Source organism: Bradyrhizobium sp. UFLA05-125, from assembly GCF_059803515.1.
In genome coordinates this window covers 14900-29411 of the sequence record NZ_JBANBJ010000077.1, presented here as the reverse complement: position 1 = coordinate 29411, position 14512 = coordinate 14900, and the positions used below count along the sequence as shown (strand labels likewise).

Below are 14512 nucleotides of genomic sequence, written 5' to 3'. Positions count from 1 at the left end.
CGAGCAAGCGAACTGAGTATTTCGTCGCTACGGGCCGCAATCGGACTTCAAGGGCCCCGGCTGCAGCGGCCGCTCCCGGACGGGTCGCTCCAGCTCGTCGTGCACGGCGTCAAGCTAGATCCGGGCGATCCGACGGTTTGACGCCCAAGGGAGCGCGTTCTCCTTCGGCATTCCAAGCGGATTGGCAGCCTCCCCAAGTGCCCGGAAGCCACCAATCTTTCAGGAAATCCGACTCGCCATCAGGAGCAAGGCAGCAAAGCAACCGATCGGTGCGAGATGGGAAAACTCCCGATGTCGCAGGACGGTCAAAGCTGCCGCCGCGAGAATGACGGCGCAGAGGGCCAAGCCTGCTGCACGGGTTGCCGGTATAGCGACCAGTATTGCGGCCGATATTTCCAATCCGCCAGTGACTCGGCACCACCACGCAGGATACTCCCATCGAACAAAGTTGTTCCGCGTCGTCGATGTAGCGATCGCATTGAACAGACCTGCACTGGCGAAGGCAGTGGCAAGCAGCCTAATGAATATTATGTGCATGGCTTAAGCGACCGCCAACGCATAAGCGCGCAACTCGTCGATGATCGATGCCCGCGAGGGATTCCAGCCGAGTTCGCGCTTCGCCTTCTCGCCCGAGATGATCTGATCGGAGGCGATCGCATCGGCGAAGCCCCGGAGAACCTTGCGCGCCTCGCCGAGCGGCCATGCCGCTACTCGGCCCCCGGCACCGCCTAACTCGCTCGCTGCGCGTGCGATCTCGACGAGCCGCGGCGCCGAACCGTGCGCGCCATTGAAGACGGATCCCGCCGGTGCCCGCTCGAGCGCGAGCGCATAGAGATCGGCCAGGTCGTCGGCATGCACGGTCGACCAGCGATTTTGACCGTCACCGACATGAAGCGCCGCACCATGTTCCTTGGCCGCTGCGACCATCATCATCGCGGCGCCGCCCCAGTTGCCATATACCCAGGCAGGACGGATAACGACCGGATGGACGCCCTCGGCTCCGGCCGCGAGGATCTCGCGTTCCAGCGCCTGGCGCCAGCGGACCATCTCGACCGGGTTCAGTGGAGTGTCCTCGGTCGCCGACGTGTCGCCCGTGGAGCCGTAGACCAAGCTGCCACTGGTATAGATGAAGCGCTTACCCGTTCCGCGCTGGGCTTCAAGGATTGCACGCGTCGCAATCTCGTCGAAAGACGCAGCGTTCTGGTCGTTGGGCGAAGCGGCATGGACGACGGCGTCCACGCCCCGCACCGCCGAGGCCAAGCTCACCGGGTCAGCAAGCTCACCTATCTCCGCCACGAAACCTCGGTCGAGCAGCTTGGCCGCGCTCGCTTCCGACCGGGCAAGCCCCACGATTTCATGACCTCCCTTTTTCAATCGATGCGCTACCGCACCGCCGATCAAGCCAGTCGCGCCTGTTACCAAAACTCGCATGTCGATCACCTTTCAATTTCGGTGAATCCAACAAAGCGGAACGGCAATGCGGATGGAAATCGCGAGTCCTGACGTGGCGCTATCGATTGCGCCGATGGCGTCAAGCCGAGGCGGCGATTTTGGTGACGATGCCGCGCAACCAGGCGATAGCCCCATGCGTATCCGCCCGCCGGTGCCACATCAAGTGGAGCGGCCAGGAGGGCAGTTCGAGCGGCGGATCATACATCGCTATGCCAACTCCGGTATCAGCGAACCTTCGCGCGACCCGGGAGGCCAGCGTCGCGACGAGGTCGGTTCCGGCGATCACGAAGGGTGCGGCCAGAAATTGCGGCAGGCTCAGCACGACGCGCCGTTCGAGGCCGAGATCAGCAAGCCTCAGGTCGACGATCCCGGAGTGGTCGCCTTCCGGAGAGACCAGAAGATGCGGGGCCGCTGCGAAAGCCTTGAGGCTTGGACCGCCTGCGAACGCCGGGTGTCCCTCCCGCACGACGCAAGCAAAACTCTCAAAAAACAGCGGGCTGCTGATAATGCGCGCCGACGTCTCGACGGGGAAACCGATCGCAAGGTTCGCCTCGCCACTGTCGAGTAGCGTGATAGCTTCGTCTCGACCGAACATCCCGCAGACGCGCACGTTGATGTACGGGGCATCGATGCTGAGGCGGGCCATGAGCGGCGGCAACAAGACGAACGCCGCATAGTCGGTCATCGCGAGCGTGACGGTATTGTCGGCCGTCGCGGGATCGAAGCTATCGGCCTGTAGCGCGCTCCGGAGAAGCCGGAGCGCATCCGAGACGGGACCAGCAAGGTCATGGGCGCGGGGCGTCGGCTGCATGCCTGAAGGCGTTCGCACGAAGAGCTCGTCCCCAAGAAGCTCTCGCAAGCGCGTGAGTGCTCCGCTCATCGCCGACTGGCTGAGGCCGATCCGCGATCCGGCGCGCGTCACGTGACGCTCCGCGTACAGCGCATCAAAGGCCTTCATCAAGTTGAGGTCGAAGCCAGCTATATCCATGTGGCCGATCATAAGGGGATGCGCTCAACGGGGATAGCGGCCATACGTCAAGCGCACACCCCTCGACGGCCCCGGGTGGGCTGGACCCGATCCGTCGAGGATGGCGTTCCGGCAAGTCATCCACCACCTGGCAGTCCGCACTTACCCAAACAAGCGGACGCCGCTTAAGAGGCCGCGACGTTTGCAAAGGGTCAAAATGCGATCTGGCGGGGAGGGCCGCTTCTGGCGCAAAGCGGACGCTCGCTGCGAGGCATACATCTCGGAAGCACCAAAAGTCGATCTCGGCAGGGCGGAGTATGGCTCCTTCCGTAGTGTTCCTCTGTTCAATCCTTGATGAGCTGGGCGCGGTCAATCTTCGCGCTGCGGGTCTTTTGCAGCGTGGCAATCGCGGCGTCGCGGGAATTGAAGAAGACCAGCCGCTGCGCGCGCTCGGCGTCTTGATCCTTGCCGGCGGCGATGGCAGCAGCCAGCGCTTGCCATTCACGAACGACCGACTGTTGCCGACTTGGCGTGAAGAAGTCGAGCGGGCGGTCGCGCCAGATGAAGCCCCACAGCGTGTAGTCCACCTGGTGTCGCAACAGCCTGGCGAGATACTGGTTGCCGCAGTTGGCGATCACCAGGCCGCCGATGCGGGCGGACGCCCGCGTGAAACGCTCGGCCGTACTCCGCGATTCGGCAAGTTCGCGCAGTTGGGCGATGCCTGCCTGCAAGTCCGTAAGTGGCTGCGCATCCCTGCGCCGCGCAAGGTCGCGTGCAGCGAGTCCCATCAGAACTGCACGGGTGTTGAACAGTTCGACAATAGTGTCGAGAGTGACGCCGACCACATAGGCGCCGCGTCGCGGAAAGAAGTTCACCAGGCCGCGTTGTTCCAACACGCGGATCGCTTCGCGCACCGGACCGCGGCTGACGTTATAAAGCGTTGCAAGTTCCTGCTCGCGAATGCGTTCGCCGTCCTGGTACTCGCCGTTGATGATCGCATTGCCAACGTGATCTGCGATCTGTTCGGGAATCGTACGGGTACGTTCGCCATGCCGTCGCGGCGTGGTCCTCTGCCGATCTGGCATGGCTTGCTCCATGTCTTCCCGGTCCAAGTCTGCGGAGTTCTTTCGCGCGGAGTCCTTTCGCCTTGAGTCTGTTCGCCTCAAGTCCTTTCGTTCCAAGTCTTTTCGCACCAAGTCACTCACATCAACCTCGCGTGCCACACCGCCCGGCAACCTGCGCCCGCTAATTCCAACGAACGGAACTTAGCGGGCGAATGTCGGATTGTCGACAATTGACATTCCTACGGGAAGGTGGTTTCGCTAGCCAGCCAGCGGGCTAAATCGCCGTGGCATCAAAACCGGTGCGGGCGGAATCGCGCCCGACAACAAAAAATGCATCCGGCGAGGGAGGAACAGGCGACGATGAAGCTCACGGGTATCTTGTTGGGGCTGGCAGTTGCGTTGTCTCCCGCACTTGCGTCGGCGCAGGCTTCGGGTGATCTGACCGTCGCGTTCGGTGCGGAGGGGACGACCCTCGATCCGACCAAATACTCGGCTGGCGTCGATCAATACTTCATCGGCCAGATGTTCGAGCAGCTGGTGCGTTTTGATCCCGACGAAAAGCCGGTGAATTGGCTCGCGGAGTCCTGGGAGCTACAGCAGCAGGACGGCAAGCCCGTGATCGACGTCAAGCTTCGTCCTGGCGTCAAGTTCCACAACGGCGATCCCCTGACATCAGCCGACTTCGAGTTCTCGTTCCAGCGGCTGCGCGATCCCAAGATCTCGCGCTGGTCGCACCTGCAGGCCAATGTCGAGCGGTTCGAGATCGTCGACGACCTGCATTTCCGCATCCACTTCAAGGAGCCGGACGGCAACTACATCGCCGACTCGCTGGAGTTGTGGGCGATCCCCAGGAAGTATTTCGAGCAGGTCGGCGAGGACGGTTTCGCCAAGGCGCCGGTCGGCACCGGCCCGTGGAAGTTCGTGTCGCGCTCGGTCAAGGAGGACCTCAAGCTCGAAGCCTTCGACGACTACTGGAACAAGGACGCGCGTCCGAAGGTCAAGAACCTCACCATCAAGATCATTCCCGAGGACTTGACGCGCGTCGCGGCGTTCAAGTCCGGCGCGGTCGACTGGATCGACAACGTGCCGCCGGCGATGGTCGCCGAGTTCAAGAAGATGCCGGGCGTAAAGACCTTCACCGCGATCTCCGGCAACAATCTCTACATCGATTTCCCGACCTACAAGCCGGAGTCGCCATTCAACAAGCTCAAGGTCCGCCAGGCGGTCGCGCAGGCGATCGACATGGATGCGATCATCAAGAGCGTGCTGTTCGGCCAGGGCGAGCGCTATGCCGAGGTCGGCAAGGGAAGCACCGGTTACGATCCGGATCTCAAGCCCTGGGCGTACAACCCGAAGGAAGCCAAGCGCCTGCTGACCGAGGCCGGCTATCCCAACGGCTTCGAGACGCCCTGCTACAACCTGACGACGCCGCGTGAGCCTAACATCAAGGAGATGGGCGAGGCGATCTTCGCCTATCTCGGCACCGTCGGCATCCGCTGCAAGGTGCAGGGTCTCGAATACGGCGCGTGGATCAACCTCGGCCGTCGCGGTCGCAACGGCCCGCCGGAGATGGATGGCATTCTCAGCTGGATGTGGACGCAAGGCCTGCCGGGCGATCCGGCGACGCCGTGGGGCGGGCATCTCCACAGCTTCGTGCCGGGCAAGGGCTGGGGCAGCTATTCCTACACCGACGACAAGCAGGCCGACGCCATGGTCGAGGAGCTGAAGGCCACCATGGAACCCGCCAAGCGCGAGGAGCTGATCCGCAAGATCTCAATCTACAAGCACAATGACGTGCTCGGCGGCCTCACCACCTATCGTCCGGTAATCACGTTGGCCTGGCGCGACAAGGTCAACTTCCGTCCGTGGCCCTATCCGGGCGCGTGGCGCGGCTTCCAGGAGATCGGTCTCAAACCGTAAGCGGACCCGCGGAGCCAGGCCATGCTCGCCTACGCCCTGCGCCGGCTGCTGCACGGCATCGTCAGCATCATCGGCGCCTCGATCCTGATCTTCGTGATCTCCCGCATGACGGGCGACCCCATCGTGCTGTTGCTGCCGGTCGATGCGCCGCAGGCGCTGATCGACCAGACGCGCGCGGCGATGGGGCTCGATAAGCCGGTGTGGATGCAGTACCTGATCTTCGCCGGCAAGGCGCTGACCGGCGACTTCGGCAACTCCTATCGCTGGCAGATGCCGGCGCTGGCCCTCGTGCTCGAACGCCTGCCGGCGACTATCGAGCTCGCGCTGTCGGCGCTGTTGTTCTCGGTGGCGCTCGCTGTGCCGCTCGGCGTGCTGTCGGCGGTATACCGCGGCGGCTGGATCGACAAGCTCGGCAAGGGCTTTGCCATGCTGGGGCAGGCGATGCCCGGCTTCTGGGTCGGCCTGCTGCTGATCCTGGTTTTCGCGGTCAACCTCGGCTGGCTACCGGCGTTCGGCGCCGGCGGCATCTCCCACCTCGTCCTGCCGGCGATCGCGCTCGGCTGGTATCCGGTCGCGGCGCAAACCCGCATCGTGCGCTCGGCGATGCTCGATGTGCTCGACAGCGACTACATCCGTATGGGCCGCGCGGTCGGCGCGCCGGAGCGGCTGCTGGTGTGGAAGTATGCTTTCCGCAATGCCGCGGTGCCGCTGGTCACGGTGCTCGGCGTCTACTTCGCATCGATGCTCGGCGGCGCCTTCGTCGTCGAGGTGATCTTCGCCTGGCCGGGGCTTGGCCGCACGGTGGTCGAAGCGGTGTTTGCCCGCGACTTCCCGGTGGTGCAGGCCGGCGTGCTGTTCACCTCGATCCTGTTCGTCGCCTCCAACCTGCTGGTCGACCTCAGCTACGGCATGATAGATCCGAGGATCCGGCAAGATGGCTGACGTCTCTGCGACCTCCGCGCCTGTTTCCGGTGTCATGAGCGCGCGCTGGCTGCGCCGCATCGCCCGCGGCGGTGTGCCCTACCTGTCGCTGCTGATCTTCGCGCTGGTGCTGATCGCGGCGATCGGCGGCGAGGCGGTGGCCCCGCACGATCCCAACGGTCTCGATCTCGGCGCCGCCTTCCACCCGCCGGCGTGGCAGGACGGCGGCTCCCTCGATCATCTGCTCGGCACCGACAATCTTGGCCGCGACGTTTTCAGCCGCATCATCGCCGGAGCGCGCATCTCGCTGACCGTCGCAATTTACGCCATCGTCATCTCCGGCGGCATCGGGGCGCTGGTCGGCATGATCGCCGGCTATTTCGGCCGCTGGGTCGACGCCGCAATCATGCGCCTCGTCGACATCCAGATGTCGATCCCTTCGCTGGCGTTGGCGCTGGTGATTGCCACCGTGCTGTCGCCGAGCCTGACGACGGTGATCGTGGTGATCTCGATCACCTACTGGACGTGGTACGCGCGCATCATCCGCGGCGAGATCCTGTCGCTGAAGGAGCGCGACTATGTCGCGCTTGCCAAGGTCGCCGGCTGTTCGACGCCGACCATCTTCGTGCGCCACCTGCTGCCCAATGTGCTGAATACGCTGCTCGTGCTGGCGACTCTGCAGGTCGGCCAGGTGATCATCTTCGAGGCGTCGCTGAGCTTCCTCGGCCTCGGCATCCAGAGCCCGGACGTGTCCTGGGGGCTGATGCTGGCCGACGCGCGCAACTACATCGAGAACGCCTGGTGGGCGATCACATTGCCTGGCGTCGCGATCATGCTGACCTGCCTGTCGGCGAACCTGATCGGCGACTGGCTCCGCGATACCTTCGATCCCAAACGCAGGCAGCTTTGAGATGACGACCCTTACCATCGATCCGGCGCCTGATCCGGTCATCAAGCCACCGCTGCTCAAGGTCCGGAATCTCAAGACCTACCTGCACCTCAGGCGTGGTGTCGTCCGTGCGGTCGACGGCGTCGACCTGGAGGTCGGGGAAGGTGAGACGCTCGGCGTGGTCGGCGAATCCGGCTCGGGCAAAACCATGACCAGCCTGTCGATGCTGCGGCTGTTGCCGAAGCCGGGCGGCCGCATCGTATCGGGCTCGATCGAGCTCGACGGCACCGATCTCGTCAAGCTCAGCGACGCCGAAATGGCGCGCAACTGGCGTGGCCGGCGCGTCTCCATGGTGTCGCAGGACCCGCTGACCTCACTCAACCCGGTGTTCACCATCGGCGATCAGGTCGGCGCGCCGTTCCGCTATCACCATGTCGTCGAGGGACGAGGCGCCATTCGCAAGGCGGTCGAGGCAGTACTTGGCCGCGTGAGGATTCCTTCGCCGGGGAAACGCCTCGACGACTATCCGCACCAATTCTCCGGCGGCATGCGCCAGCGTGTGGTGACCGCAATGGCCATCGCCTGCGCGCCTCGCCTTCTGATCGCCGACGAGCCGACCAGCGCCCTCGATGTTACCATCCAGGTGCAGATGATGGAGCTGTTCCGCGAGCTGCAGCGCGAGAGCGGGGTCGGCATCATCCTCATCACCCATGATCTCGGCGTCGCCGCCGGCATCTGCCACCGCATCGCAGTGATGTACGCCGGGCGAGTGGTGGAGAGCGGCGATGTCCGCGAGATCTTCCGCAACCCGGCGCATCCCTACACGCAGGGCCTCCTCAACTCGATCCCGCGCCTCGGTCAGCGGCGCCGACGGCTCGAGGCGATCCCCGGCCAGCCGCCGAGCCTGATCGATCCGCCGAAAGGCTGCCGGTTCGCGGCGCGCTGTCCGCAGCGGATGAAGCGGTGCGACGACGATCCGCCCGCGTTCGATGTGTCCCGCGGCCACAGGGCCGCCTGCTGGCTGGCGGAGCCGCGGCCATGACGAGGCTCGATGACATGGGCGGGACGGACACCCCGCTGCTCGAAGTGCGCAACCTGACCAAGCGGTTTGCGGTTCGTGGCGGAGGCGTCGTGCGCGCGGTCGAGAACATCAGCTTCCGCATCGGCCGGGGCGAGACCTTTGCGCTGGTCGGCGAATCCGGCTGCGGCAAGACCACGCTGACCAAACTGGTACTCGGCCTGGAGCAGCCGACCTCAGGCGACATCCTGTTCGACGGAGTCGTCCTCGGTTCGGCGTCGTCGGCGGCGCTGCGGGGCTACCGGCGCCAGGCCCAGGCCGTGTTTCAGGATCCCTATGCCTCGCTCAACCCGCGGCTGCGCGTGCGCACAATCATCGCCGAGCCGCTGATGGCTCATGGCATCGGCGATCGTACCAGCCGCCGCCAGCGTGTCGCTGAGCTGCTCGACGTGGTCGGGCTGCCGGCGGCCGCAGCCGACCTCTATCCGCACGAATTCTCCGGCGGCCAGCGCCAGCGTATTGCGATCGCGCGGGCATTGGCGCTGAAGCCGTCGTTCATGGTGCTCGACGAGCCGATCTCGGCGCTCGACGTCTCGATCCGGGCGCAGATCCTGAACCTGCTCGCCGACATTCAGGACGAGTTCGGCCTGACCTACCTGGTGGTTGCCCACGATCTCGCGTTGGTCGAGCACTTCAGCTCGCACGTCGGTGTGATGTACCTCGGCAGCATGGCGGAGTGCGGGCCGACGTCCACGGTGTTCGGGCAGCCATCCCATCCCTATACGCGCGCGCTGCTTGCTTCAGTGCCACGACCAGACCCCGACCATCACGCCCCCGCCGGCGTCATCCGTGGAGAAATCGGCAGTGCGGTTGCGCCGCCGCCGGGATGCAAGTTCCACCCTCGCTGTCCTTACGCGACCGACATCTGCACGGCCGACGTGCCCGCGGGCCGGGTGCTTGCAGCGGGCCAACTGGTCGCCTGTCACCACGCCGACGTCATACCGCCACTCTCATTGTCTCCAGCCTGACAGGGTCAAGCATGTCCCAGCAACAACCGGTCGAAGAACAAAAATACCTGGAAGACTTGCGCGTTCTGTACCGCAAGGCCTGGCCGAAGGATCTCGCCCGCGAGATCGTTTATCCGCACGGCGAGAAGCCGCTGACGGAGTACCTGCGGACCTGGGGGCGGTTGCGCCCGGACAAGGCGGCGGTGGTTTTCTACGGCACGGCGATGACCTATGCCGAGCTCGACCGCCAGAGCGACCTCTTCGCCACGCTGCTGGCGCAGCAGGGCGTGCGCAAGGGCGATCGTGTCTCGGTGTTCCTGCCGAACTGCCCCCAGTTCCACATCGCTTTCTTCGGCATTCTCAAACTCGGGGCCGTGCATTGCCCGGTCAGCCCGCTCTCGAAGGCCTTCGAGCTCGGCTACCAGGTCAGGGACTGCGGCTCTGAGGTGATCGTGGCGCTCGACCAGCTGATGCCGGTGGTGCGCAACGTGCTGCCTGAGACGCAGCTGCGCAAGCTGATCGTCACCAGCTTCGCGGACGTGATGCCGGCCGAGCCCGCGATTCCCGCGCCGGCGATGGCACGGGCCGCGAAGATCGATTGTCCGGACGCGATCGATATGATGCCGGCGCTCGCGGCCATCGCCGCGCCATCCTTTCCGGACGGCACCTCGCTCGACGGCATCGCCGCCCTCAACTACACCGGTGGAACTACGGGCATGCCGAAGGGCTGCATCCACACCCAGCGCGACATGCTCTATACGGTCGCGGCCAACACCTCGCTGGCGCCGCCGCTGGAGAGCTCGATCGCGCTCAGCTTCTTCCCGGAATTCTGGATCGCCGGCGAGAACATGTGCCTGATCTTCCCGGTGTTCAGCGGCACCACGCTGGTGTTGCTGACGCGCTGGGATCCGCTTGCGGTGCTGGCGGCAATCGATCGCTACGAGGTGACCAGCACGGCAATGCCGGTCGACGGCGCGCTGGAGCTGATGGACCATCCGCGCTTTGGCGAGTTCGACCTGAGCTCGCTCACCAATGTGCGCGTCGTCTCCTTCGTCAAGAAACTCAACCTCGACTACCGCCGCCGCTGGCAGGAGAAGGTCGGCACCGTGCTCGCCGAATCCGCCTGGGGCATGACCGAGACCCACACCTCCGACAGTTTCACCACCGGCATGCAGGACGATGATTTTGACCTGAAGTCGCGACCGACCTTTGTCGGCCTGCCGGTGCCCGGCACCGAATTCAAGATCTGTGATTTCGAGACCGGGGCGATCCTGCCGCTCGGCGCGGAGGGCGAGATCTGCTGCCGCACGCCATCGCTGCTGAAGGGCTACTGGAACAAACCCGAAGCGACCGCCGAGACGCTGCGCAATGGCTGGCTGCACTCCGGCGACATCGGCCTCATCGATGAGGACGGCTATCTGCATTACCTCGGCCGTCGCAAGGAGATGATCAAGGTGAAGGGGATGAGCGTGTTTCCGGGCGAGCTGGAGGCACTGCTCGGCCAGCATCCAGCGGTGGCCGGCTCCGGCGTGGTGCCTCGGCCGGACGAGGAGCGCGGCCAGGTGCCGGTCGCCTTCGTTCTCCTGAAACCCGAGGAAGCTGCCGGCGTCACCGCCAAGGCGATCGAGGACTGGTGCCGGGAGCGAATGGCGGTGTTCAAAGTGCCGGAAGTGCGGATCGTCGAGTCGCTGCCGATGACGGCGACGGGCAAGGTCAAGAAGCAGGAATTGGGTTCGTTGCTCAATGCGTGAACGTGTGTTCAAGAAACTCCTCATCGCCAATCGCGGCGAAATCGCTATCCGCATCGCCCGCGCGGCGGCCGATCTCGGCATTGCCACGGTTGCGGTCTATTCCGCCGACGATGCGCTGTCGCTGCATGTGCGCAAGGCGGACGAGGCGCAGCCACTGGGGCGGGCCGGCGCAGCTGCGTATCTCGATATCAACCGTGTAATCGCGATCGCCCGGGACACCGGCTGTGATGCAGTCCATCCCGGCTATGGCTTCCTCAGCGAGAACGCGACTTTCGCGCGGCGGGCCGCAGAGGCTGGCATCACCTTCGTCGGTCCCTCGCCGGCGGCGCTGGAGCTGTTCGGCGACAAGGTCGCTGCACGCAAGCTCGCGATCAAAGCCGGCGTGCCGGTGATCGAGGGTACAGTCGGGTCGACCAGCCTCGACGAGGCGGTAGCATTCTTCGACAGCCTCGGCGGCGGAGCGATGATGATCAAGGCGGTGTCCGGCGGAGGTGGCCGTGGCATGCGTGCAGTGCGCCAGGCCGCCGGTGTGGCGGAGGCCTATGCGCGCTGCCGCTCGGAAGCGAAGGCGGCGTTCGGCGACGACGCGGTCTATGTCGAGCGGCTCGTCGAGGACGCACGCCATATCGAGGTGCAGGTGGTCGGCGACCGCAGCGGTGCGGTTTGCCATCTCTGGGAGCGCGAATGCACCATCCAGCGCCGCAACCAGAAACTGATCGAGATCGCGCCGAGCCCTTCGTTGTCGCCGGAGCAGCGCGCCCGCATCACCGATGCGGCGCTGAAGCTCGCATCCGCTGCCTCCTATGACAATCTCGGCACGTTCGAGTTTCTGGTCGATGCCGGCGATCCGGAGGAGGGCGCGTTCTTCGCCTTCATTGAGGCCAATCCGCGCCTGCAGGTCGAACACACGGTGACCGAGGAGGTGACGGGCGTCGACCTCGTTACCACCCAGCTGCGCATCGCCGCCGGTGCCACGCTGGCGGCGCTCGGCCTGAACCAGCCGGTGATTCCGGCGCCGCGCGGCTACGCCATACAGCTGCGCATCAACATGGAGACCATGGACCACAATGGAAATACCCAGCCGGCCAGCGGCACGCTGACCGCATTCGACATGACGTCCGGCCCGGGCGTGCGTGTCGACAGCTTCGGCTACACCGGCTACCGCACCGGCACCTCGTTCGACTCGCTGCTGGCGAAGTTGATCGTGCATTCGACCGCGCCGGATTTCGCCACGGCAGCGGCGCGAGCCTATCGGGCCGCGTGCGAGGTGCGGATCGAGGGCGTGGCCACCAATCTTGCTTTTCTGCAGGCGCTGCTCGCGAACAAGGCGTTTATCGCCAATCGCGTCAATACACGTTTCGTCGAGACCCACGCAGCCGAGCTGGTGGACGCCGCCGCGGCGGCGCATCCGCACCGGTTCTTCGCCGGCTCCGGCGAAGCGGCTCAAGCTGCGCAAGCATGCGCGGCCAAGGTCGCGGCGCCCGCCGGTTCGGTCGACATTGCCGCGCCACTACAGGGCACAGTCGTCGCCATTGCGGTCGCAGATGGCGAGATCGTGCGGCCCGGTCAGCAGATCGCGGTGCTCGAAGCGATGAAAATGGAGCATCTGGTCGCGGCCGAGGAGGGCGGCGTGGTTCGCCTGGTCGCTGCGAAGGTCGGTGATACGCTCGCCAAGGACGAACCGATCGTGTTCATCGAGCCGGCGGAGATCGACGGCGCGGTGGAGGCCGACGACGATCTCGCCGATCTCGATGCCATCCGTCCCGATCTCGCCGAGATGCTGGCTCGCCAGGCGTTTACGCGGGACGAGAACCGCCCCGATGCGGTGGCGCGCCGTCGCAAGACCAACCAGCGCACGACGCGGGAGAACATCGCCGCGCTGGTCGACGAGGACAGCTTCATCGAGTACGGCTCGCTGGCACTGGCGGCGCAACGCGCCCGCCGCACGCACGATGACTTGATCCGCAACACTCCGGCGGACGGTGTGGTCTCCGGGCTCGCCACCGTCAATGGCCGGCACTTTGATGCTGATCGCGCGCGCTGCATGGTTGTCGCCTACGACTACACCGTGCTCGCCGGCACCCAGGGCCAGCGCAACCACAAGAAGCAGGACCGCATGTTCAAGCTCGCCGAGGAGCTGCGCACGCCGGTGGTGCTGCTCGCGGAGGGCGGTGGCGGCCGGCCCGGAGACACCGAGCGGCTCGGCGTGACTGGTCTCGACGTGCCGACCTTCGGCCAATTCGCACGGCTGAGCGGCCTCGTGCCGCTGATCGGTGTGGTTTCCGGCCGCTGCTTCGCCGGCAATGCCGCGCTGCTCGGCTGCTGTGACATCATCATCGCCACCAAGGATACGACGCTTGGCATGGGCGGCCCGGCGATGATTGAGGGCGGCGGCCTCGGGGTGTACAAGCCGGAGGAAGTCGGCCCCGTCGGCTTCCAGGTACCGAATGGCGTGATCGACATTCTGATCGAGGACGAGCAGGAAGCGATCGAGGCCGCCAGGAAATATCTCTCCTATTTCCAGGGACCGATCAGGGGGTGGACGGCGCCGGATCAGCGGCTGTTGAGGCGGGCTATTCCGGAGAATCGGCTGCGGGTCTACGACATCCGCACCGTGATCGACACGCTGGCGGACGAAGGCTCGGTGCTGGAGCTGCGGCCGGAGTTCGGCATCGGCATCGTAACCGCGTTCGTGCGCATTGAGGGCCAGCCATTCGGCCTGCTCGCCAACAATCCAAAACATCTTGGCGGGGCGATCGATGCCGCCGCTGGCGACAAGGCGGCGCGCTTCATGCAGCTGTGCGACGCCTTCGACATCCCGATCCTGTCGCTCTGCGATACGCCGGGCTTCATGGTCGGCCCGGAGGCGGAAAAGACCGCACTGGTGCGCCATGTCTCCCGGATGTTCGTCACCGCGGCGAGTATCACGGTGCCTTATTTCACCGTGGTGCTGCGCAAGGGCTACGGCCTCGGCGCCCAGGCGATGGCCGGCGGCGGCTTCCACGCCCAGACCTTCACCATCTCCTGGCCGACCGGTGAGTTCGGCGGCATGGGATTCGAAGGCGCCGTGCGGCTCGGCTACCGCAAGGAGATGGAGGCGATCGCTGACCCGGTGGCGCGCGACAAATTCTTCCGCGACATGGTCGCGAAGTTCTACGAGACTGGCAAGGCGATCAACATTGCCTCAGTGCTCGAGATCGATCAGGTGATCGACCCGATCGAGACGCGCGACTGGATCATCAAGGGCTTGCGCTCGGCGCCACCGCCGCGGCAACGCAACGGCCGCAAACGGCCGTGTGTGGACACCTGGTGATGAACTCGGCCGACAAGTTTGAGCACGAGTGCTATGATGTCAGCTACTTCCACGAGATAGTGATGCCACCGGTAGATGCGCTCGAACTTGAAACAAGACTAAACTCCACAAGGTTACAAACTACGACTTGGCGGCCCGCGCGAATGAATTGGTTAGGTCCGTTCCCCAGTGGCAGCGCTCCGGGCCGCAGGCGCCTAATGGCCAACTACA

The 14512-nt window shown here is 65.0% G+C and carries 11 protein-coding genes; 7 read left to right on the top strand and 4 right to left on the bottom strand.

The window, feature by feature from the left end; genetic code table 11:
• Positions 1–219: 219 nt before the first annotated feature.
• The 4 genes from SO156_RS38205 to SO156_RS38190 form a co-directional block, all read right to left on the bottom strand.
• Positions 220–537: a DoxX family protein gene (locus tag SO156_RS38205; protein WP_498538389.1), complete on the bottom strand. Its 318-nt coding sequence runs from the start codon at positions 535–537 to the stop codon at positions 220–222.
• A gap of 3 nt (positions 538–540) precedes the next feature.
• Positions 541–1431: an NAD-dependent epimerase/dehydratase family protein gene (locus SO156_RS38200; RefSeq protein WP_498538388.1), complete on the bottom strand. Its 891-nt coding sequence runs from the start codon at positions 1429–1431 to the stop codon at positions 541–543.
• A 100-nt stretch (positions 1432–1531) separates the two neighbouring features.
• Entirely contained in the window at positions 1532–2440 is a 909-nt protein-coding gene (locus SO156_RS38195; RefSeq protein WP_458145013.1) for a LysR family transcriptional regulator, read from the bottom strand.
• A gap of 323 nt (positions 2441–2763) precedes the next feature.
• Positions 2764–3504 (bottom strand): GntR family transcriptional regulator, encoded by a 741-nt coding sequence (locus SO156_RS38190; RefSeq protein ID WP_458145014.1) that lies wholly within the window; start codon positions 3502–3504, stop codon positions 2764–2766.
• 339 nt (positions 3505–3843) lie between these two features.
• Here SO156_RS38190 and SO156_RS38185 point away from each other — a divergent pair, with 339 nt between their 5' ends.
• From SO156_RS38185 to SO156_RS38155, 7 genes are read left to right on the top strand one after another with little or no spacing between them, the layout of a single operon-like run.
• The gene (locus SO156_RS38185) at positions 3844–5403 is read left to right on the top strand and encodes an ABC transporter substrate-binding protein (protein ID WP_458145015.1); all 1560 of its coding nucleotides are present in this window, start codon (positions 3844–3846) and stop codon (positions 5401–5403) included.
• A gap of 21 nt (positions 5404–5424) precedes the next feature.
• Positions 5425–6345 carry an ABC transporter permease gene (locus tag SO156_RS38180; RefSeq protein ID WP_458145016.1) on the top strand — a complete coding sequence of 307 codons (921 nt, stop codon included), beginning with the start codon at positions 5425–5427 and terminating at the stop codon, positions 6343–6345.
• Positions 6338–7234 carry an ABC transporter permease gene (locus tag SO156_RS38175; protein ID WP_458145017.1) on the top strand — a complete coding sequence of 299 codons (897 nt, stop codon included), beginning with the start codon at positions 6338–6340 and terminating at the stop codon, positions 7232–7234. Before SO156_RS38180 ends, SO156_RS38175 begins: the two co-directional genes overlap by 8 nt.
• A gap of 1 nt (position 7235) precedes the next feature.
• Positions 7236–8255: an ABC transporter ATP-binding protein gene (locus SO156_RS38170; RefSeq protein ID WP_498538387.1), complete on the top strand. Its 1020-nt coding sequence runs from the start codon at positions 7236–7238 to the stop codon at positions 8253–8255.
• The gene (locus tag SO156_RS38165; protein ID WP_498538386.1) at positions 8252–9259 is read left to right on the top strand and encodes an ABC transporter ATP-binding protein; all 1008 of its coding nucleotides are present in this window, start codon (positions 8252–8254) and stop codon (positions 9257–9259) included. The genes SO156_RS38170 and SO156_RS38165 overlap by 4 nt, the downstream gene beginning before the upstream one ends.
• Before the next feature lie 11 nt (positions 9260–9270).
• Entirely contained in the window at positions 9271–10989 is a 1719-nt protein-coding gene (locus tag SO156_RS38160; protein WP_498538385.1) for an AMP-binding protein, read from the top strand.
• On the top strand, positions 10982–14302 hold the full coding sequence (locus SO156_RS38155; RefSeq protein WP_498538384.1) for a carboxyl transferase domain-containing protein: 3321 nt from the start codon (positions 10982–10984) through the stop codon (positions 14300–14302). Before SO156_RS38160 ends, SO156_RS38155 begins: the two co-directional genes overlap by 8 nt.
• Positions 14303–14512 lie beyond the last annotated feature (210 nt).

Excerpts from the sequence above, each read along its gene's own strand:
- SO156_RS38200 (WP_498538388.1), bottom strand. The coding sequence starts at position 1,431 with ATGCGAGTTTTGGTAACAGGCGCGACTGGCTTGATCGGCGGTGCGGTA.
- SO156_RS38175 (WP_458145017.1), top strand. The coding sequence starts at position 6,338 with ATGGCTGACGTCTCTGCGACCTCCGCGCCTGTTTCCGGTGTCATGAGC.
- SO156_RS38185 (WP_458145015.1), top strand. The coding sequence starts at position 3,844 with ATGAAGCTCACGGGTATCTTGTTGGGGCTGGCAGTTGCGTTGTCTCCC.
- SO156_RS38160 (WP_498538385.1), top strand. The coding sequence starts at position 9,271 with ATGTCCCAGCAACAACCGGTCGAAGAACAAAAATACCTGGAAGACTTG.
- SO156_RS38180 (WP_458145016.1), top strand. The coding sequence starts at position 5,425 with ATGCTCGCCTACGCCCTGCGCCGGCTGCTGCACGGCATCGTCAGCATC.
- SO156_RS38195 (WP_458145013.1), bottom strand. The coding sequence starts at position 2,440 with ATGGATATAGCTGGCTTCGACCTCAACTTGATGAAGGCCTTTGATGCG.
- SO156_RS38165 (WP_498538386.1), top strand. The coding sequence starts at position 8,252 with ATGACGAGGCTCGATGACATGGGCGGGACGGACACCCCGCTGCTCGAA.
- SO156_RS38170 (WP_498538387.1), top strand. The coding sequence starts at position 7,236 with ATGACGACCCTTACCATCGATCCGGCGCCTGATCCGGTCATCAAGCCA.
- SO156_RS38205 (WP_498538389.1), bottom strand. The coding sequence starts at position 537 with ATGCACATAATATTCATTAGGCTGCTTGCCACTGCCTTCGCCAGTGCA.
- SO156_RS38155 (WP_498538384.1), top strand. The coding sequence starts at position 10,982 with ATGCGTGAACGTGTGTTCAAGAAACTCCTCATCGCCAATCGCGGCGAA.
- SO156_RS38190 (WP_458145014.1), bottom strand. The coding sequence starts at position 3,504 with ATGCCAGATCGGCAGAGGACCACGCCGCGACGGCATGGCGAACGTACC.